A 19,795-nucleotide genomic window follows, 5' to 3' on the forward strand; every position below is an offset into this window, starting at 1 on the left:
ACCAATACCATAAATAGTATTCCATAAGTTTTGAGTTTTTGGGTCTTTATTGTTTGTGCTAATTGCAACTGCAACGCCTCCCAATTGCTGTCCGTAAGCACTGGTCATACGTTCTTGTCCGTGTTTTGCAAATGCGTGAGCAACCTCATGGCCCATAACTGCCGCTATACCATCACTATTTTGGGCAATAGGCAGAATACCTGTGTAAAAAACTACTTTTCCGCCAGGCAAAGCCCAAGCATTTACAGCTTTGTCTTCAATTAAATTAAACTCCCAGCGGTAGCTGTTAGCTTCACTAACCATGTTATTTGCGCGCATAAATTTATCTACGGCCAGAGATATATTTTTTCCGACAGTTTGTACTTCATTGGTCATTTTTGCATCATTCGAAAGTCTGTTTTCTTTTAAAAACCCCTCATATTGCGCGAAACTGGCTGGCAATATTTGGGCATCACTCACTAAATTAACGCGTTGTCGTCCAGTAATAGGAACGGTGCTGCAGCTTATCATAAATAACATAAGCAATGACAGGGATATAAATTTTTTCATTATTAAAGTTTTTTAGTTAAAACATCCTCCATATATAAAAATACAAATTCTATCTTTACTAGCAAAATTAAACCATTTTATGGATACGAATGCCAATACTCTCACAATTCTTACAAATACTGATCCAAAAATACCTGTGTCAATTATTGCGACAGGAAAAATACTGCAATTTCTTGCACCGCCATTGGCCACTTTGTTTGCTATAAAACTTTTTAGAACCCCCATACGATTCAAAACCCCTGCACGTGAAAAAATGATGTCTGAAAGCGCCCAGAAAAAAATGGTGTTGATACCTGAATTGAATCAGGAAGTGATGGTGTATTCCTACGGATACTCAAAAAGAAAAGTGCTTTTGATTCATGGCTGGTCTGGCAGAGGCACACAGCTTTTTAAAATTGCCGACAAGCTGTTGGAAAACGGTTTTATGACGATAAGTTTTGACGGCCCTGCGCACGGGAAATCAACCGGAAAAAAAACAATGATGCATGAATTTGTTAAAACCGCCCTGTTTTTAGAAAAAGAATTTGGACCTTTTGAAATTGCCATAGGACATTCCTTAGGCGCAATGACCATTTTAAACAGCGTTAAACAAGGGTTAAACGTAAAAAAGGCCATTGTAATTGGTTCCGGTGATATCATCACAGATATTATTAAAGAGTTTGTGGCTAAACTTCAATTAAAATCGAAAATAGCGACTAAAATTAAACATCGATTTTACAAGGCATTTGGAGAAGATATTGATAATTATTCGGCCAGTATTGCTGCCAAAGATGTTAAAATACCCACTTTTGTGCTTCATGATACCGAAGATGCTGATGTGCCTGTAAGTTGTGCGCACCATATTCGACAAAACTTGGAACGAGGAGAAATTTTAATTACCAACGGCTTAGGACATAGCCGTATTTTAAAAGATAGCCAAGTTATAAATCGAATTATTGAATTTATTAATAGAAATTATTAGCATGAAAAATTTATCTTTAACATTAATATTAATTATACTATTTGGTTTTAATAGTTATTCTCAAGAAAAAAATATAAAAGTTATGGTTAAAAAAGTAGTTAAAACGGAGGAAGAATGGAGAAAAATTCTGTCTCCTGAAGCTTATAACGTTTTAAGGCAAAAAGGCACAGACAGGCCAAGTGAAGCCGGTTACACCTCCCATTTTCAAAAAGGAACTTACCATTGTTCAGCCTGTGACCTGCAGCTTTTTGAATCGAACAGCAAATTCGAATCGCATTGTGGCTGGCCATCTTTTGACGATGCCATTGAAGGAACCGTAAACTATGTTTCAGACAGAAGTCACGGAATGATTCGCACCGAGATTATTTGCGCTTCTTGTGGCGGACATTTAGGACATCTTTTTGATGACGGACCAAAAGACACTACCGGAAAAAGGTATTGTGTGAATACCACTTCCATAAAATTTGTAGCCCCCTAACCCCAAAGGGGGGATTATTCTGCGGAAAGTTGAAAAGACTAAAGTCAGAAGTTGAAATTTTAGAATATATACAACAGGATTTTTCTAAAATAACAGTTTAAAAAAACCATTTGCTGTTTAAACAGCAAATGGTTTTTTATTCTTAGGCTTCAAGTTATTTTATGCCTCAACTTCTTTTGGTTTTAAAACAAGTCCGCCATACATTTCCCAAACGGTTATGCCTCCTGCCACATTAACCATATCCTTTATGTTATAATACTTTAGAATTAATTCAGCCAAATAGCCTCTTAATCCTCTTCTGCAAATAAGAACAATTGGTTTATTTTGGTCTTTTATAAAATCAATGTTATTTCTAATTTCATCCAACGGAATATTAATTGCATTTTGTATGCCGCCTTCCTCAAATTCTTTTGCTGTTCGTACATCAAGCAACAAAAAATCTTTCGGATTTGTTTTAGCTAAATATGCATCCAATTCTTCAACCGACATCTGTATTGTTTTATTATCGAGCATATTTTCAGCTACAAAACTCGTCACCACAACAGGATCTTTTGCCGGTGAAAATGGAGGCGCATACGCCAAATCCAATTGAGATAAATCGCTGATTTTAAGTTTCGCATAAATTGCAGTACTCAAAACATCTACACGTTTATCCACACCAACTTCACCAAACAATTCGGCGCCTAAAATCTCTTCATTAATAGGATTGTAATAAATCTCCGTAATCAAATCTTTTTGTCCCGGATAATAACTTGGTGTTGAACCTGCAATGGTCAACACAGTTTCAAAAGGAATCGCGCGCGCTGTCAATGCTTTCGGATTTAATCCGGTTCTGGCCAATGTATAATCAAACACTTTTACGATGGCAGTTTTGTAAGCCCCTTTAAAAACAATATTTTTTCCGGCAGCATTTGCACCGGCAGCTCTTCCTCCTTTATTTGAATGCGTTCCCAGCGGAAAATAATCATATTCATTCGTTTGCAAATTTTTAATGGAGACATTATCGCCGGCTGCATACACATCTTTTATGGATGTTTCCATTCTTTCATTTACTTTCAAAGCGCCATTTTTAATATGTTCCGCTCCTATTTTAAGCAATAATTCTGTGTTGGGCATAATTCCCACGCTTAAAATCACAAAGTCGGTTTTTATGGTTGCTTTACCCTCAATGTTAATTCCGGTAATTTTTCCATTTTCATCCAATTCAAATTCAGAAACAATGCCTGAAGTAATCACCTCTATCCCGTTATTTTTTAAAATCGATTCTGCAAAAGCCCCAAATTTAGGCTGCCACAATGTTAAAATTTGATCAGCGCTCTCAATCAGTGTCACTTCTTTTCCTGCTTCCTTTAAATTTTCCGCTACTTCAATACCTATGAGTCCGGCTCCAATAATGGTAATGTGTTTTGATTTTGAAGTTAAACCTTCTTTGGAAATTTTATCAAAATCCGCCATAGACCTGCAAGTTGACCAGTTTGTTGCTTTATTTATGTTTTTTATTGGCGGCACTATTGATTTTGCACCGGTGGCAAAAACAAGCTTGTCATAACTGTAACCCCCTTTCACCGAATAAACAATTTTATTGTAGGTATCAATGGAAACAATTTCCTCGTTCATCTTAACATCAATATTAAACCGGGTCCTCATCAAATCGGGTTTAACAACAATTAAGTCACTTCTGTTTTCAATAATTCCTGAAAATGCATAAGGCATACCGCAAGTGGCATAACTAATATTTTCTCCTTTTTCAAATAGTATTATTTCGGCCTTTTCATTTTCTCTGCGCGCTTTTGCCGCTGCCGAAGGCCCTGCAGATAAGCCACCAATTATTATAATTCTTTCCATCAATCTTCTTATTAAATTTTTGGCGAATTTCGAACAAAATTATAATATATTGTGTAATTATTATTACGATAACGATTACGTTGTTATTATCAGCAATAATCTGGAAAACAGTTCCCTTATTTTAACTTTTAATGCTGAAAATGATTTGAGGTGAAATAAAAGTTTTTAAGTACATTTTAGTATCTTTGTCAATTCTAAAAAACGAGGTAAACGATTATGTTCAATAATTTAAGCGATAAATTAGATAAGGCCCTTCACACACTGAAAGGACACGGAAAAATTACAGAAATAAATGTTGCGGAAACGCTAAAAGAAGTTCGAAGAGCCCTTTTAGATGCCGATGTTAACTTTAAAATAGCTAAAAGCTTTACCGATACCGTAAAAGTAAAAGCCCTGGGACAAAACGTATTGACTACGTTAAATCCTGGGCAATTGATGGTGAAAATCGTAAAAGACGAATTGACCGAATTAATGGGCGGCGAAACGGTTGGCATCGATCTATCCGGCACACCAACTGTTATTTTGATGTCGGGTTTACAAGGTTCCGGTAAAACAACTTTTTCCGGAAAACTGGCCAACTATTTAAAAACAAAAAAGAACAAAGAGATTTTATTGGTGGGTTGCGATGTGTATCGTCCTGCAGCTATTAACCAATTAAGGGTAGTTGGAGAACAAATTGGTGTTGAAGTTTATGCCGAAGAAGAAAATAAAAATCCGGTTGAAATTTCTAAAAATGCCATAAAACATGCAAAAGCAACAGGTAAAAATGTGGTGATTATAGATACCGCCGGTCGTTTGGCTGTTGATGAAGCGATGATGGCGGAAATATCAAACATCCATAAAGCTGTAAATCCGCAAGAAACCCTTTTTGTAGTAGATTCCATGACAGGTCAGGATGCTGTAAATACTGCAAAAGCTTTTAACGATATTTTAAATTTTGATGGTGTTGTACTTACCAAATTAGATGGTGATACACGTGGTGGTGCAGCTTTATCAATTAAATCTGTCGTAAATAAACCTATAAAATTTGTTGGTACGGGTGAAAAAATGGAAGCAATTGATGTTTTCTATCCAAACCGTATGGCAGAGCGAATTTTGGGAATGGGTGATGTTGTCTCTTTGGTAGAACGTGCCCAAGAACAATATGATGAAGAAGAAGCTCGCAAAATTCAAAAGAAAATTGCAAAAAATCAGTTCGGTTTTGATGATTTCCTGAAACAAATTCAGCAGATTAAAAAAATGGGAAATATGAAAGATTTGATGGGCATGATTCCGGGTGCCGGCAAAATGATGAAAGATGTTGATATCGATGACGATGCTTTTAAAGGAATTGAAGCCATTATTCATTCTATGACTCCAGCAGAAAGAAGTGAACCCACCATAATTGATACAAACAGAAAAAAAAGAATTGCAAAAGGTTCAGGAACAACGATTCAGGAAGTAAATCAATTGATGAAACAATTTACCCAAATGAGCAAAATGATGAAAATGATGCAAGGGGGCGGCGGTAAACAAATGATGCAAATGATGAAAGGGATGGGTAAATAAATTAAACAAAATAATCGCTTAAGATTACTTTTCATATTAAAAAAATACACAATGATTTTACTTGACGGAAAAAAAACATCGGCAGACTTAAAAATTGAAATTGCAGAATCAGTAAAACAATTAAAAGCTAAAGGAAAAAAAACACCGCATTTGGCTGCAATTTTAGTAGGAAGCGATGGCGCAAGTATGACTTATGTCAATGGCAAAGTAAAAGCTTGTGAATTGGTAGGTTTCAATTCAACATTAATTGAACTCCCCACTGAAACAACTGAAGAAAAATTATTGCAGGAAATAGAAAAGCTCAATAGCAACAATGATATCGACGGATTTATAGTTCAACTGCCTTTACCAAAACATATTGATGAACAAAAAGTACTAAATGCGGTGAATCCCGATAAAGATGTTGATGGATTTCACCCAACAAATGTAGGAAGAATGGCTCTGGACATGCCTTGTTTTCTCCCTGCAACGCCGTTCGGAATTTTAGAATTATTAGAGCGTTATCACGTGACAACATCTGGAAAACATGTGGTAGTTATTGGAAGAAGCCACATTGTAGGCCGACCAATGAGTATTTTAATGAGTCAAAAACGAAAATCGGGCGATGCTACTGTGACTATTACGCACAGCAGAACAAAAAATTTAAAAGAATTTACTTTGCAAGCTGATATTATTGTTGCTGCACTAGGGATTCCTGAATTTTTAACCGGTGATATGGTAAAGGACGGTGTAACCATTATTGATGTGGGGATTACAAGGGTTGAGGATGCAACCAAAAAAAGTGGTTATCGTTTGGCCGGTGATGTTCATTTTGAAAGTGTTAGCAAAAAAGCTTCTTTTATCACCCCTGTTCCCGGTGGCGTTGGTCCAATGACCATTGCGATGCTAATGAAAAATACATTGTTGGCGTGTGAAAGAAAGGAATAATATGTTTTTTTATTTTCAAGGGATCTTTTAAAAGACAGTCAGCAAAACTCAAAAACTTTACATTTAATTTTCAATCTTTTATTCTAAAACTTTCTTGATTTAAGATAAGCTGAAGGTGATTGATCCATTATTATTTTAAATTGTCTGTTAAAATTTGACATATTATTAAAACCGCTTAAAAAAGCGACATCAGTAATGTTTTTATTTTCACTTTCAATTAAAATCTTACAGGCATAACCAATTCTTATTTCATTTAAGAATTGAAAATAAGTTTTATTGGTGATTTTTTTAAAATATCGGCAAAAAGCAGCCTTATTCATATTGATAGATTCGGCAATATCTTCAAGACATATTGAAGAATCATTAAAATTATTTATTGAATACTCATAAACTTTTTCCAAACGACCTTTAGGTAAGTTTACTGAGTTAACAAATCCTGGATTAGCAATAAATTCAAACTCCTTATTGTGTTCCAAAAGATCTAACAACTCAAAAAAGTGCGTCATTCTACTTAAGCTTGTTGCTTCCGTTATTTCTTGCATTATCCTTAATATGTCGTTATTTTTTTTAACATTTCTAAAAATCATTCCCCTTTTCCAATCATTAAACAATTGATTTAATTGCTGAAATTCTGGAATATGCTCCATAATTTTATTAATAGTTTCTATCGAAAAATGAAGAACATAAGCATCTTCTACTCCTTGGTCAAGCTCTTTTATATCATTTGAATTAGGCACAAACATATGCGGTAAATTTGCACAAAAAAGCATAAGAGTACCGCCTTCATAGGGAAATATTTTATCTCCTACATAAGCAGTACCGGAATGTTTTACTATATAAAGAACCTCATATTCCTTATGATGATGCCACAAGCTATAAGCCTGAGGATAAATTTTAGGGTGAATAATAAATGATTGATCGTGGGAAGTACTTGTCTTATTTAATAAAATAGATTTCATAATAAATTTAACTTTTTATTAAAATTGGCACATTGCAAATTTATCATTAAAACGTGCAAAGAATCTTCTTTTACATATCTATAAATTCAAATACTTTTGGAAAATAGCTATTGCGAATACGTTTTCGCAACATCGTAATCACATATATTTATTTATTACGTTGTAAATATTATAAAAAAATACCGATTTGTTTAAATATAACATAATGCGAAAAATACTGCTGTTGTCGTATTTTATAATATCACGATTTTGCTAATATAGTTTTTTTTTTGTGAATCTATATTATTTTTAAAAGTTGTTAATGTATTGTGTATTTGTTTTAAATCGGAACCAAATTAATATTAATTGAAGTTAAATAGATGGAAACACTACAAAATGTTAAAACAAGAGTCTATAAATTTGGAGATAGAACTGCAGATGGAAACAGCACTATGAAAAACTTACTGGGTGGTAAAGGTGCTAACTTGGCTGAAATGAGTTTAATTGGAATACCCGTTCCTCCAGGCTTTACGATAACAACTGATACGTGTACAGAATACAATCAACAAGGTAAGGCTCATGTAGTTTTTTTATTAAAAGCAGAAGTAGAGGCCGCTGTTGCTAAAGTTGAAAGTAGCATGGGAACAAAGTTTGGGAGCAATGAAAATCCGTGTTTACTTTCAGTTCGTTCTGGAGCCAGAGTATCTATGCCAGGTATGATGGATACAGTTCTTAATTTGGGCATGAACGATAATTCCGTTGAAGGGCTAATTGCCAAAACCGGAAATGCGAGATTTGCCTGGGATTCCTATAGGCGTTTTGTCCAAATGTTTGGCGGTGTTGTATTAGGGGTTGGCGCAATTTCAAAAGAAGACCACAATCCTTTTGAAGAAATTATAGAAAAATCTAAAAGAAACAAAGGTGTTGAATTAGATACCGATCTTGATGTTGAAGACTTAAAGCAAATGGTTTCTGACTTTAAAGCTGCATGTGAAGAGCAAACCGGTGAAAAATTCCCAGAAGATCCCTGGGATCAACTTTGGGCTAGTATTACTGGTGTATTTGATAGTTGGATGAACCCCAGAGCAATATATTATCGTGGTATGAACCAAATTCCAGAAGAATGGGGAACTGCTGTAAATGTTCAAGCAATGGTATTTGGTAATATGGGTGAGAACTCAGGTACCGGAGTAGCATTTACAAGAGATGCAGCCACTGGAGAAAATGTGTTTAATGGTGAATATTTAATTAATGCTCAAGGTGAAGATGTTGTTTCCGGGTTTAGAACACCTCAGCAAATTACTTTAGAAGGTTCAAAAAAATGGGCTAATTTAGCAGGGGTTACTGAAGAAGATCGAAAAGCGAAGTATCCTTCATTAGAGGAATTAATGCCGACCACCTATGATGAATTAAATAAAACCCAAGATATTCTTGAAAAACATTATAATGACATGCAGGATTTAGAGTTTACCATACAAAATGGTAAATTTTGGATGTTGCAAACCCGCAATGGTAAACGCACAGCTGCAGCCATGGTGAAAATTGCCATGGAATTACTAGCTACCGGAATGATTGATGAAAAGAAAGCCTTATTAATGCAAGAACCTTCAAAGTTGGAAGAACTTTTACATCCGGTTTTTGATGGTGAGGCCATTAAAGCTTCAAAGGTACTGGCTAAAGGATTGCCAGCTTCTCCGGGTGCTGCAACCGGACAAATTGTTTTTTTTGCCGATGAAGCCAACAAATACCCTGTTTCAATTCTTGTTAGGGTTGAAACCTCCCCTGAAGATTTAGAAGGAATGAATATCGCCAAGGGTATCTTAACCGCCCGAGGAGGAATGACATCTCATGCTGCCGTTGTAGCCCGTGGTATGGGGAAATGTTGTGTTTCCGGAGCGGGCACTGTAAATGTCAACTACAAAACCAGGGTAATGACTATTGAAGATCAAGAATTTAAGGAAGGCGATTGGATTTCTTTAAACGGTTCAACCGGCGAGGTTTACAAAGGTAAAATTGGAACTAAAGATGCTGAATTAAGCGTTGACTTTGGGGCTATCATGAAATTAGCCGATAAATATAGATCCCTTGGTGTAAGAACAAATGCCGAAACTGAAAGGGAATGTGAAAATGCAATTAAATTTGGTGCTGAAGGAATTGGGCTTTGTCGAACAGAGCATATGTTTTTTGAAGGTGAAAGATTAATCCGTATTAGAGAAATGATATTATCTATTGATGAAGCTGGAAAAAGAGAAGCCTTAGATAAATTATTACCCATTCACCGAAAAGATTTAAAGGATGTACTTAGGGCAATGGCAAATCTTCCTGTAACGGTTCGTTTACTGGATCCGCCATTACATGAATTTATTCCTCATGAAGAAGAAAATCAAAAAGAAATGGCCCATGAAATGGGTGTTTCTATTGAGGCTATTAAACAAAAAGTAGAAGATTTAAAGGAATTTAACCCTATGCTAGGTCACCGAGGATGTAGATTAGGAATTACGTACCCCGAAATTACTGAAATGCAAGCTAGAGCAATTATTGAAGCAGCATTAGAATTAAAAGCAGAAGGAATTAAAACGTTCCCGGAAATTATGATTCCACTTATTGGTACGGTAAAAGAATTTAGGTTACAAAAACAATTAGTAAAAACGATTATCGATAAAGTTTTTGAGGAAAAAGGAGATAAAATTGAGTATTTAGTTGGAACTATGATTGAAATTCCGAGAGCTTGCTTAACAGCCAATCAAATTGGTGAGGAAGCTGAATTCTTTTCATTTGGAACCAATGATCTCACCCAAATGGGGTTTGGGTACTCGCGTGATGATGCAGGCAAATTCTTACCAATATACATTCAAAAAGGCATTTTAAAAGCTGATCCATTTCAAGTACTGGACCAAGAAGGTATCGGGCAATTAATAGAAATAGGGACTATAAAAGGACGTTCAACAAATCCTGAACTAAAAATAGGTATTTGTGGTGAACATGGTGGAGAACCAAGTTCTGTTGAATTTTGTCATAGACTGGGTTTGGATTATGTAAGTTGCTCCCCATTTAGAGTTCCAATTGCACGTTTAGCAGCTGCGCAAGCCGCAATTAAATTTCATATTTTTAATAATAATGCCGTATAATAGAAGAAGGTAGTTGAATAATAAATGATTATATCATTAAGTGGCTTTATAAAAATAATATTGCAAATTTAATATTACAACATGCAAATAATCTTCTTTTCCATATTTAAAATTACAAATACTTTTATAAAATAATTAACGAATACGATTTCGTAAATTAATAATCATATTTAAATGCTCATTTCGATAAAAATATAATAAGAAAAAACTGATTTATGATAATATAACATAAAATCATTTTTTATGAGCTTAAATAAGAACCAAATTAACTTTAACCAATAAATACTTTATTATGAGTTTATCAATTCAAGCCTTTTTGGCTTTCTTCCCAATTCTTTTAGCAGGTATATTGCTTGTTGGATTAAGGTGGCCTGCAAAAAAGGCAATGCCAATTGTATTATTAGCTTCAGTCATCATTGCATTATTTGCTTGGGGAATGCCAATTAACAGAATTTTAGCTTCCACTTTAGAAGGTTTAGGTGTAACAGCCTCTATTTTATGGATTATTTTCGGTGCTATTTTATTATTAAATACTCTTAAACATTCAGGCGCTTTAAAAGTCATTCGGGCCGGTTTTACGAATATTAGCACAGACAGACGTGTTCAAGTAATTATCATCGCCTGGTTATTTGGAAGTTTTATTGAAGGTGCTTCAGGTTTTGGTACACCGGCAGCAATTGCCGCACCATTATTACTAGGTTTGGGTTTTCCTGCCTTAGGAGCTGTTATTATTGGCATGATGATTCAATCAACACCTGTATCATTTGGTGCCGTTGGTACGCCAATTGTAATTGGGGTGACTACGGGTTTAAAAACAAATGAGTTAACTACTCAATTAGAGGCTGCCGGAACCAATTGGGATCAATTTTTACAATTAATCACTTCTGAAGTTGCTATCATTCATGGTATTGTAGGAACATTAATTCCATTATTTATGTGCATGGTTTTAACACGATATTTTGGTAAAAATAAATCATGGACTGAAGGATTGTCTATTGCCCCTTTCGCTATTTTTGCCGGATTGGCCTTTACAATTCCTTATGCATTAACCGGTGTATTTTTAGGTCCTGAGTTTCCTTCACTTATTGGAGCTTTGGTAGGATTGGTTATTGTAGTTGCAGCCGCTAAAGCCAAATTTTTAATACCCAAAGATACCTGGGATTTCGAACCTGCAAAAAATTGGCCTTCAACTTGGATGGGCGACCTGGATTTAAAATTAAGCAGTTTAACGGATAAAAGCTCAAAAATATCATTGTCAAAGGCTTGGTTGCCATACCTTTTAGTCGCTGTCTTTTTGGTTATGAGCAGAATACCTCAACTAGGGATTAATTCAGCGCTGAAATATATGACCATATCAATTAAAAATATTTTGGGAGAAACAGGTATAAATGCCTCATTTTCTCCTTTGTATCTGCCTGGCGGGATTATGGTATTTGTTGTTTTAATTACTTATTTTTTGCACAGTATGAAGCCAAAAGAATTGGCTAGTGCTATAGGAGAATCCTCGAAAACGCTCTTAGGTGCCGGATTTGTTTTAATATTTACAATTCCCATGGTTAGAATCTTAATCAACTCAGGTGTAAATGATATGGGTTATGCAAGTATGCCAATAGCAATGGCACAATGGGTAGCAGATACCATGGGTGGAATTTACCCTGCTTTTGCAGCTTCGGTAGGTGCATTAGGAGCTTTTATCGCTGGTTCTAACACCGTTTCTAATATGATGTTAGCGCAATTTCAATTTTCAACTGCAGTAAATTTAGGATTGACAGGTTCCGTATTTGTTGCTTTGCAGGCCGTTGGAGCCGCAGCAGGAAATATGATTGCCATACATAATGTTGTGGCCGCCTCTGCAACAGTTGGTATGCTTGGAAGAGAAGGTTTTGTTTTACGAAGAACTATTTTACCAACACTTTATTATGTGATTTTTGCCGGAATTATTGGTTTAATCATGTTGTATGGGCTGGACATTACTGATAAATTAACAGTATACCTGAATTCACTATAATAAATCAATTATGTTAGAAGGAAATTACATCCTATATTTTGAGCAGATATCTAAAAAAATAAGTCCCGATAGAATATTCACGGATAAGGCAAGCACCTTGGCTTTCGGGACGGATGCGAGTTTTTATAGATTGATTCCAAAAATTGTAATCCAATCTAAATCTATTGAAGAAATATCTTTTCTGCTTGAAGAAGCCAATAAATTAAACTTACCTGTCACCTTTAGGGCGGCAGGTACCAGTTTATCAGGTCAGGCTATTTCTGATTCTATACTTATTTTAACCTCAAAATATTGGACCAACCACGAAGTAATTGAAAACGGAAATCGCATTAAGTTACAACCCGGTGTTATTGGCGCAAGAGCAAATGTGCTGTTAAAACCTTATGGGCGAAAAATCGGACCCGATCCGGCCTCAATTAATTCGGCAATGATTGGTGGTATTGCGGCAAACAATGCCAGTGGTATGTGTTGCGGAACCGCACAAAACTCCTATAAAACACTTGAAAGTTTAAAAATAATCTTTTATGATGGATTTTTATTGGACACCAATAATTTAGAAAGTATTGAGAATTTTAAAAAGCATCACGCAACTATTTATAATGAAGTAGTTCAAATAATTAAAGAAACCCAAAATAACCAGAAATTGGTTGAGCGTATTCATCATAAATATAAAATGAAGAATACGACCGGCTATAGTTTAAACGCCTTGGTTGATTATACCAATCCTATTGATGTTATTAATCATTTAATGATAGGCTCTGAAGGAACATTGGGAATGATTGCCGAAATCACTTACAATACTGTTGAAGATCATCCTTATAAAGCAAGTGCTTTAATGATTTTTGAAAATATTGAAATGGCGTGCAATGTGGTTTCTATATTAAAATCGGCCCCGGTTGCTGCTGTTGAATTAATGGACAGGGCCAGCTTGAGATCGGTTGAAAAAATGGAGGGCGTGCCAAATTACCTTCCAACATTAAGTGCTGGCGCTTCAGCTGTTTTGGTTGAAACGGTTGCTCCCGATATGCTTCAATTGAAGCTTCAAATAGCGGAAATAGAAAAATCGATTAAACACATACAACCGGAATTACCATTCAAATTTACAACTGACGCTACCTTATACAATCAATATTGGAAAATTAGAAAAGGGTTGTTCCCAACAGTGGGAGCCATCAGAAAAATTGGAACAACGGTTATTATTGAAGACATCACTTTTCCGGTTCACAGATTGGCAGCCGGAACTTTAGATTTACAAGACTTATTTAAAAAATATCATTACAACGAAGCCGTAATTTTTGGACATGCCTTAGAAGGAAATATTCATTTTGTATTTACGCAAGATTTTGGTAAAGCTTCAGAAATAAAACGCTACGAAGATTTTATGGATGAATTGTCAGTTTTGGTAGTTGATAAATATGACGGAGCGCTAAAATCAGAACACGGTACAGGCAGAAACATGGCCCCATTTGTAGAGAAAGAATGGGGAGCAGAAGCCTATGATTTAATGAAGAAAATTAAACTGATTTTTGATCCTAAAGGAATTATTAATCCTGGTGTGATTATCAATGAAGATAAAAAAGTTCATTTAAAAAATCTGAAACCTTTACCGAAAGCTGATGATCAAATTGATAAATGTATTGAATGCGGCTTTTGTGAACCTTTTTGTGTTTCTCACAATTTGGGTTTTTCACCAAGGCAGCGTATTGTTTTGCATAGAGAAATGAGCAGGTTAGATGCAAAAGGGAATTCTAAAGAAGCTAGAGAATTGGAAAAATCTTTCGAATATGGCTTTGATTCCATGTGCGCAACCGATGGCTTATGTATGCTGGCGTGTCCGGTCAAGATTGACACCGGAGATTATGTTAAACGCATAAGAGCCAAAAAACATTCGGGCAATAAAATAGCTAAAATGGTTGCCAACAACTTAAGTCTAACTTTAAAAGGTATTCGAGTTGGCTTAACAGTAAGTCATGCAATTTCCAATATAATAGGAGATAATGCCTATAATAAAGTGGTTGGTGCTTCGACCTCTATTTTAGGTCAAAAAATGGAATGGAATGAATACACACCTAAAGCGGCCAACTTTAAAATTGAAAAGCAAACCGATTTAAAGCCACATGCGCTAAAAGTAGTTTATTTTTCCAGCTGTATCAATAGAATGATAGGCGCTTCAAACAGTTATGGTGATGAAGACACGGTTTTTAATAAAACCGTTAAAATTTTAAACAAAGCCAATTGTGAGATTATTTTTCCGGAAGACTTAGAAAATTTATGTTGCGGACTTGCTTTTAAATCGCAAGGATTTGCTGAATCCGCACATATTGCTTCAGATAAATTATTCCAAAGTTTGCTGAAGGCAAGCAACAAAGGAGCATATCCAATTTTATGTGATATGAGTCCATGTTCCCTTCAAATGAAAGAATCTATGAAAGATTCTGCCTTAAATCTTTATGACTTACCCAATTTCACGACTACTTTTTTATTGGACCGTTTAGAATTTAATCCTGTCAATAAAGAAGTTGCCGTTTTTTCTGTATGTAGTTTGAAGAAAATGGGAATTGACGAGGACTTATATGCAATTGCAAAACTATGTTCCTCCAAAGTATATACACCAAAAACCAATTGCTGTGGTTTTGCGGGCAATAAAGGCTTCAATTTTCCTGAACTCAATGAACATGGTTTAAGAACATTAGACGAGCAAATTCCTGAAAATGTGACAGAAGGTTATGCAACCAGCAGAACCTGTGAAATAGGATTAAGCAAACACAGCAAAGCAGATTTTAAATCAATTGTCAATTTAATTGACTTAGCAACAAAACCAAAAATCAATATATAGACTTTAAATTATGAAAAATTACATTCTTTTATTTTCTTTTTTAGCCTTTTTTTTAGCACCTCGTTCTACTAATGCACAAGAAGAAGAGAAAGTAACTGTTAAAATTAGTGGCCATATATGGACCGAAAGTATTTTTGATACCAGACAAACTGTGAGCGCAAGAGATGGCGATGTTCTATTATTTCCTGCCAATGAAAAAATAGATGCAAATGGTAAAGATATAAATGCCAAAGCCAATTTTAACATGTTAAATATTCATTCAAGGGCAAGGCTTAAAATAACTGCACCAAGCTTTTTAAATGCCAAAGTGACTGGTTTAATAGAAGGAGATTTTGTTGGTTCAGCAAATGATAAAATTGGTTTACTGCGTTTGCGTCATGCCATGGTGAAATTAAATTGGGCAAAATCGGAATTATTAGCGGGTCAGTATTGGCATCCAATATTTTCTTTAGATGTATATCCACAAGTAGCCTCATGGGGAGCGGCACTTCCATATTTTCCATTAGAAAGAAGTGCTCAATTGCGTTACAGTTATGGAGCAACGGAAAATTCTAAATTTTCCATTGCGGCCTCTACGCAACTAGATTTTAAATCTAATGGTCCAAATGGTCCATCGACAGAATATATAAGAAATGCTGCCATGCCTGAGTTTAATGCAACCTATGTTTTAGGATTAAAATCTAATTTCTTGATTGGTGCTAATGTGGGATATAAAACACTAAAACCACAATTGTCTTATACAGTTGGCGCATCAACTTATAAATCTGAAGAAAGTATTGGCAGTTATCACTTAAATCTGTTCAGTAAAATTAAAATGGATAAGGCAGCCATCCGATTGGGTGTTATTTATGGTCAAGATTTGTACGAATTTGTCATGTTGGGAGGTTACGGCGTTTCTGGCACCAATAGCAAAGGAGAAGCAACTTATACAAATTTCACAACGGGTAGTTATTGGTTTGATGTTGATTCCGGTTTAATCGGAGAAAAAATTACTTTGGGCCTATTTGGAGGATATACTAAAAATTATGGATCTGATGATCCAATTACCGGTGCCGTTTACGCAAGAGGAACAGATATTGACTGTAGTTACCGGGTTTCCCCTAGAATAGTTTATGGAGCAGGTAAAGTTAGATTTAGATGTGAAGTCTCTTATGATACTGCCGCATATGGAACTCCAGATGCCAATTACAAAGTTAAAAATACAAATAATGTGAGCAATGCAAGATTTCTTTTTGCTACCACATTACATTTTTAAACGTAAATTGAAACAATAATCGTCATTATTGTAAAATAGTGATAATTAAATATAATTCAAATGAAAGTAGGACTTTTTATACCTTGTTATATTAACCAACTATATCCAAAAGTAGGCATTGCAACTCTTGAATTATTAGAGAAATTGGGCGTAGAAGTGTATTATCCAACAGGTCAAACTTGCTGTGGACAACCACTTGGAAATTCAGGATATGAAGAAGATGCAAAGGGAGCTTGTCAGGTATTTGTTGAAAATTTTAAAGAATACGATTATATAGTAGGGCCTTCCGGAAGTTGTATTCATCATATTAAAGAGCATTTTGATATTTTAGAGCAAACCGATGCCGTTATAAATGTTCGAAATAATTCTTATGAATTGTGCGAATTTATTGTCAAAGTATTAGGCAAAACAAATTTGGGAGCTTCATTTCCTCATAAAGTAGGATTGCATAAAAGTTGTCATGGGTTGAGGGGTCTAAAATTGGGGTCCTGTTCTGAAAGGATGGATGATTATTATTCTACCGAAGAAGCATTATTGAAAGAGGTAAAAGGACTTGAATTGATGTCCTTAACAAGAAAAGATGAATGCTGCGGGTTTGGAGGAACATTTTCAGTTTTTGAGGAAGCGATATCTGTAAAAATGGGTAAAGATCGTATTCAGGACCATTTAGATAATGGCGTTGAAGTAATAACCGGCGCTGATCATTCTTGTTTAATGCATCTTGATGGATTATTAAACAGGAATAATCATCCTTTAAGAGTGATGCATATTGCAGAGATTTTAAACCATAGTATTTAAATGATGAGTCACGCAAAACGAGCAGAAATATTCAATAAAAATGAGGCAAAAGTAAATTGGCATGACAAAGCTTTGTGGTATGTTCGGGAAAAAAGAGACACCGCAGCGCACCATGTAAAAGGTTGGGAATATCTAAGAGAATTAGCCTCTGGAATTAAAGCCAATGTTTTATCTAATTTAGATACCTATTTAGTTGAATTTGAAAAGAATGCCCAAAGTAACGGAATTGAAGTACATTGGGCCTCAAATGCCGAAGAGCATAATAAGATCGTTTATAAGATACTTACGCAAAACAAGGCGTCAAAAGTTGTTAAAAGTAAGTCAATGCTTACCGAAGAATGCCATTTAAATCCTTATTTGGAGTCTAAAGGTATTGAAGTGATTGATACGGATTTAGGTGAACGAATTGTTCAATTGGCAAAAGAACCGCCAAGTCATATTGTATTACCGGCTATTCATAAAACCAAAGAAGAAATAGATGTTTTGTTTCAAGAGCATTTGGGGACCAAACCCAGTAATGGGGATCCTCAATATTTAACAAATGAAGCAAGAAAACACTTAAGGGATAAATTTCTACAGGCAGATGTTGCCATTACCGGTGTTAATTTTGCCATTGCTGAAACTGGTGGTTTTGTAGTTTGTACAAATGAAGGTAATTCAGATATGGGCGTGCACTTGTCAAAGGTTCATATTGCCTCTATGGGTATAGAAAAAATTATTCCTAAAGAAGAACATTTGGGGGTGTTTTTACGTTTGTTGGCAAGAAGTGCAACAGGACAACCAATCACCACGTATTCTTCTCATTATAATAAACCTGCTCAAGGCAATGTAATGCATATTATTATTGTTGATAATGGAAGAACCGAACAATTAAGTCGTGAGGATTTTAGATCTTCTCTAAGTTGCATCCGCTGTGGTGCGTGCATGAATACTTGTCCTATTTACAGAAGAAGCGGCGGGTATAGCTATAACGCAACTATTCCAGGTCCTATTGGGTCTATTTTATCACCAGGAATGGATATGAAAAAACACAGTTCGCTGCCCTTTGCCTCTACTTTATGTGGTTCTTGCACAAATGTTTGTCCGGTTAAAATTAATATCCATGAGCAATTGTATAAATGGAGACAAATAATAACAAAAGAGCAAAAGCAACCGCTCGTTAAAAAAACAATACTTAAAATAACAGGGATGGTTTTAGCAAAACCAAAATTATACGCAGTACTGGGAATATCTATAAGATGGGTGCTTAAATATGCACCAAGATTTATGGTTTATTCAAAGTTGAATGCATGGGGGAAATCAAGGGAGTTTCCAGAAATTGAAAATGGTAACTTCGATCAATGGTATAAAAAAAGAAAAAATAATGGGTAAATCATCAATTTTAAAGTCGATTAAAGAAAATAAACCAACATTGATATCATTGCCGGAAATTGATATAAATTCTTTTGAAGAAGCTATCAATTTATTGGAAACCTTCAAAAAAAATGTTGAGTCAGTTGGTGGAAGTATAAAGGAATTAGGACAAATACAAGACCTAGACCTTGAAATTAAAAACAGGTATCCAAACGCGAAAAGAATTTTTTCTCAAATTTCGGAATCTGTTTTGGGCAATGTTCAAATAAGTGAACAAACAAAACCTCATGATCTTGAAAATTTGGATTTGGCAATTCTAAAAGGTGAATTTGGTGTAGCTGAAAATGGCGCCATATGGATTTCTGATGCGCAATTTTCAATAAGAATATTACCATTCATCACAAATGATTTAGCGCTAATTTTACAGAAAAAGGATTTGTGTTTGCACATGCATGATGCTTATAAAATTATAGCAAATAGAACGAGAACTTTTGGGCTTTTTATTTCGGGACCTTCCAAAACGGCAGATATTGAACAATGTTTGGTTATTGGGGCGCAAGGTGCTATGAGTTTAACAATTTTTCTTGTTTAGATTTTAACTTCATCAATTAAAAAGTGTTCTACAAATTATTTGTAAAACACTTTTTTTTTAACTTATTTCAAGAAATAAATGCAAAATTATGGAAATAATAATTTCTCCATCAATACTAAATTGCTTCCTCCCTATTCACCAAATCTATAGAAAATGCGGGTAAACAAACCGATAAATAATCGCATTCCTCGTCAAAAGGATTTGAATATTGAACCCTGGTTCCTTTCATTATTTTTATGGATTGCCCCGCTTTTAAAACAACAAGTTCTCCTTCAATATTAAATTGTTTTTTTCCTTTTATGATGTAAGTATATTCATCAAATGCAGGCGTTTGGAAAGGCTCGCTCCAATGTGGCGGCGCAGTCATATGTGCAATGCTTAACGCTGATGGCACTGATGCCAGACCAAAATGTTCTTCAATCAATTTGCCATCGTTAGTAGGAACTATAAAAGGCGAATCCTGTACAATATATTTTTTCATATTAAAATTTTATTTCATCCAAATTTATTAATTATTTAGGAAACCTACGCTCCTATTTTAAGATATGTCAATTGTATTTTAAGATGACCCCGAAAAGT

General features: G+C 35.0%; 15 protein-coding genes. 11 read left to right on the top strand and 4 right to left on the bottom strand.

The features are described 5' to 3' along the window. Positions 1 to 549: M48 family metalloprotease (locus tag ABY285_RS07745; protein WP_372768731.1), on the bottom strand; the 549-nt coding region annotated here is incomplete at its 3' end. Between the two features lie 79 nt (positions 550 to 628). Between ABY285_RS07745 and ABY285_RS07750 the strand changes: the two genes are divergently transcribed. Together ABY285_RS07750 and msrB are read left to right on the top strand one after the other, a co-directional pair. After that, entirely contained in the window at positions 629 to 1,510 is an 882-nt protein-coding gene (locus ABY285_RS07750; RefSeq protein WP_372768733.1) for an alpha/beta hydrolase, read from the top strand. Position 1,511: 1 nt separating this feature from the next. Continuing rightward, positions 1,512 to 1,988 (top strand): peptide-methionine (R)-S-oxide reductase MsrB, encoded by a 477-nt coding sequence (gene msrB / locus ABY285_RS07755; RefSeq protein ID WP_372768735.1) that lies wholly within the window; start codon positions 1,512 to 1,514, stop codon positions 1,986 to 1,988. A 159-nt stretch (positions 1,989 to 2,147) separates the two neighbouring features. On the opposite strand, the gene ABY285_RS07760 is transcribed toward msrB, so the two are convergent. Then, entirely contained in the window at positions 2,148 to 3,833 is a 1,686-nt protein-coding gene (locus ABY285_RS07760; protein WP_372768737.1) for an FAD-dependent oxidoreductase, read from the bottom strand. 216 nt (positions 3,834 to 4,049) lie between these two features. Between ABY285_RS07760 and ffh the strand changes: the two genes are divergently transcribed. Beyond that, on the top strand, positions 4,050 to 5,381 hold the full coding sequence (gene ffh, locus ABY285_RS07765) for a signal recognition particle protein (protein ID WP_372768739.1): 1,332 nt from the start codon (positions 4,050 to 4,052) through the stop codon (positions 5,379 to 5,381). 51 nt (positions 5,382 to 5,432) lie between these two features. Then, on the top strand, positions 5,433 to 6,308 hold the full coding sequence (locus ABY285_RS07770; RefSeq protein ID WP_372768741.1) for a bifunctional 5,10-methylenetetrahydrofolate dehydrogenase/5,10-methenyltetrahydrofolate cyclohydrolase: 876 nt from the start codon (positions 5,433 to 5,435) through the stop codon (positions 6,306 to 6,308). Between the two features lie 83 nt (positions 6,309 to 6,391). Here ABY285_RS07770 and ABY285_RS07775 read toward each other — a convergent pair whose 3' ends face one another. Next, positions 6,392 to 7,267: an AraC family transcriptional regulator gene (locus ABY285_RS07775; protein WP_372768743.1), complete on the bottom strand. Its 876-nt coding sequence runs from the start codon at positions 7,265 to 7,267 to the stop codon at positions 6,392 to 6,394. A 359-nt stretch (positions 7,268 to 7,626) separates the two neighbouring features. On the opposite strand from ABY285_RS07775, the gene ppdK reads away from it, so the two are divergent. The 7 genes from ppdK to ABY285_RS07810 all read left to right on the top strand — a co-directional run bounded on the left by ppdK (position 7,627) and on the right by ABY285_RS07810 (position 19,216). Next, a complete protein-coding gene (ppdK, locus tag ABY285_RS07780; protein WP_372768745.1) occupies positions 7,627 to 10,374 on the top strand; it encodes a pyruvate, phosphate dikinase in 2,748 nt (915 codons plus the stop codon). Positions 10,375 to 10,666: 292 nt separating this feature from the next. Continuing rightward, positions 10,667 to 12,382: an L-lactate permease gene (locus ABY285_RS07785; protein WP_372768747.1), complete on the top strand. Its 1,716-nt coding sequence runs from the start codon at positions 10,667 to 10,669 to the stop codon at positions 12,380 to 12,382. 10 nt (positions 12,383 to 12,392) lie between these two features. Next, positions 12,393 to 15,218, top strand: coding sequence for an FAD-binding and (Fe-S)-binding domain-containing protein (locus ABY285_RS07790; protein WP_372768749.1), 2,826 nt, complete (start codon positions 12,393 to 12,395; stop codon positions 15,216 to 15,218). A 10-nt stretch (positions 15,219 to 15,228) separates the two neighbouring features. Further along, positions 15,229 to 16,473, top strand: coding sequence for a hypothetical protein (locus tag ABY285_RS07795; protein ID WP_372768751.1), 1,245 nt, complete (start codon positions 15,229 to 15,231; stop codon positions 16,471 to 16,473). A 60-nt stretch (positions 16,474 to 16,533) separates the two neighbouring features. Further along, on the top strand, positions 16,534 to 17,271 hold the full coding sequence (locus ABY285_RS07800; RefSeq protein ID WP_372768753.1) for a (Fe-S)-binding protein: 738 nt from the start codon (positions 16,534 to 16,536) through the stop codon (positions 17,269 to 17,271). Continuing rightward, positions 17,272 to 18,642 (top strand): lactate utilization protein B, encoded by a 1,371-nt coding sequence (locus ABY285_RS07805; RefSeq protein WP_372768755.1) that lies wholly within the window; start codon positions 17,272 to 17,274, stop codon positions 18,640 to 18,642. Beyond that, positions 18,635 to 19,216, top strand: coding sequence for a lactate utilization protein C (locus ABY285_RS07810; protein WP_372768757.1), 582 nt, complete (start codon positions 18,635 to 18,637; stop codon positions 19,214 to 19,216). The genes ABY285_RS07805 and ABY285_RS07810 overlap by 8 nt, the downstream gene beginning before the upstream one ends. A gap of 115 nt (positions 19,217 to 19,331) precedes the next feature. Here the strand turns inward: ABY285_RS07810 and ABY285_RS07815 are convergent, their stop codons facing one another. Continuing rightward, positions 19,332 to 19,697: a cupin domain-containing protein gene (locus tag ABY285_RS07815; protein WP_372768759.1), complete on the bottom strand. Its 366-nt coding sequence runs from the start codon at positions 19,695 to 19,697 to the stop codon at positions 19,332 to 19,334. Positions 19,698 to 19,795: the final 98 nt, after the last annotated feature.

Source organism: Lutibacter sp., from assembly GCF_041555395.1.
Taxonomy (GTDB): domain Bacteria; phylum Bacteroidota; class Bacteroidia; order Flavobacteriales; family Flavobacteriaceae; genus Lutibacter.

What these genes read in the sequence shown, in the direction of transcription:
- ABY285_RS07750 (WP_372768733.1), top strand. Translation starts at nt 629, where the DNA reads ATGGATACGAATGCCAATACTCTCACAATTCTTACAAATACTGATCCA.
- msrB (WP_372768735.1), top strand. Translation starts at nt 1,512, where the DNA reads ATGAAAAATTTATCTTTAACATTAATATTAATTATACTATTTGGTTTT.
- ABY285_RS07760 (WP_372768737.1), bottom strand. Translation starts at nt 3,833, where the DNA reads ATGGAAAGAATTATAATAATTGGTGGCTTATCTGCAGGGCCTTCGGCA.
- ffh (WP_372768739.1), top strand. Translation starts at nt 4,050, where the DNA reads ATGTTCAATAATTTAAGCGATAAATTAGATAAGGCCCTTCACACACTG.
- ABY285_RS07770 (WP_372768741.1), top strand. Translation starts at nt 5,433, where the DNA reads ATGATTTTACTTGACGGAAAAAAAACATCGGCAGACTTAAAAATTGAA.
- ABY285_RS07775 (WP_372768743.1), bottom strand. Translation starts at nt 7,267, where the DNA reads ATGAAATCTATTTTATTAAATAAGACAAGTACTTCCCACGATCAATCA.
- ppdK (WP_372768745.1), top strand. Translation starts at nt 7,627, where the DNA reads ATGGAAACACTACAAAATGTTAAAACAAGAGTCTATAAATTTGGAGAT.
- ABY285_RS07785 (WP_372768747.1), top strand. Translation starts at nt 10,667, where the DNA reads ATGAGTTTATCAATTCAAGCCTTTTTGGCTTTCTTCCCAATTCTTTTA.
- ABY285_RS07790 (WP_372768749.1), top strand. Translation starts at nt 12,393, where the DNA reads ATGTTAGAAGGAAATTACATCCTATATTTTGAGCAGATATCTAAAAAA.
- ABY285_RS07795 (WP_372768751.1), top strand. Translation starts at nt 15,229, where the DNA reads ATGAAAAATTACATTCTTTTATTTTCTTTTTTAGCCTTTTTTTTAGCA.
- ABY285_RS07800 (WP_372768753.1), top strand. Translation starts at nt 16,534, where the DNA reads ATGAAAGTAGGACTTTTTATACCTTGTTATATTAACCAACTATATCCA.
- ABY285_RS07805 (WP_372768755.1), top strand. Translation starts at nt 17,272, where the DNA reads ATGATGAGTCACGCAAAACGAGCAGAAATATTCAATAAAAATGAGGCA.
- ABY285_RS07810 (WP_372768757.1), top strand. Translation starts at nt 18,635, where the DNA reads ATGGGTAAATCATCAATTTTAAAGTCGATTAAAGAAAATAAACCAACA.
- ABY285_RS07815 (WP_372768759.1), bottom strand. Translation starts at nt 19,697, where the DNA reads ATGAAAAAATATATTGTACAGGATTCGCCTTTTATAGTTCCTACTAAC.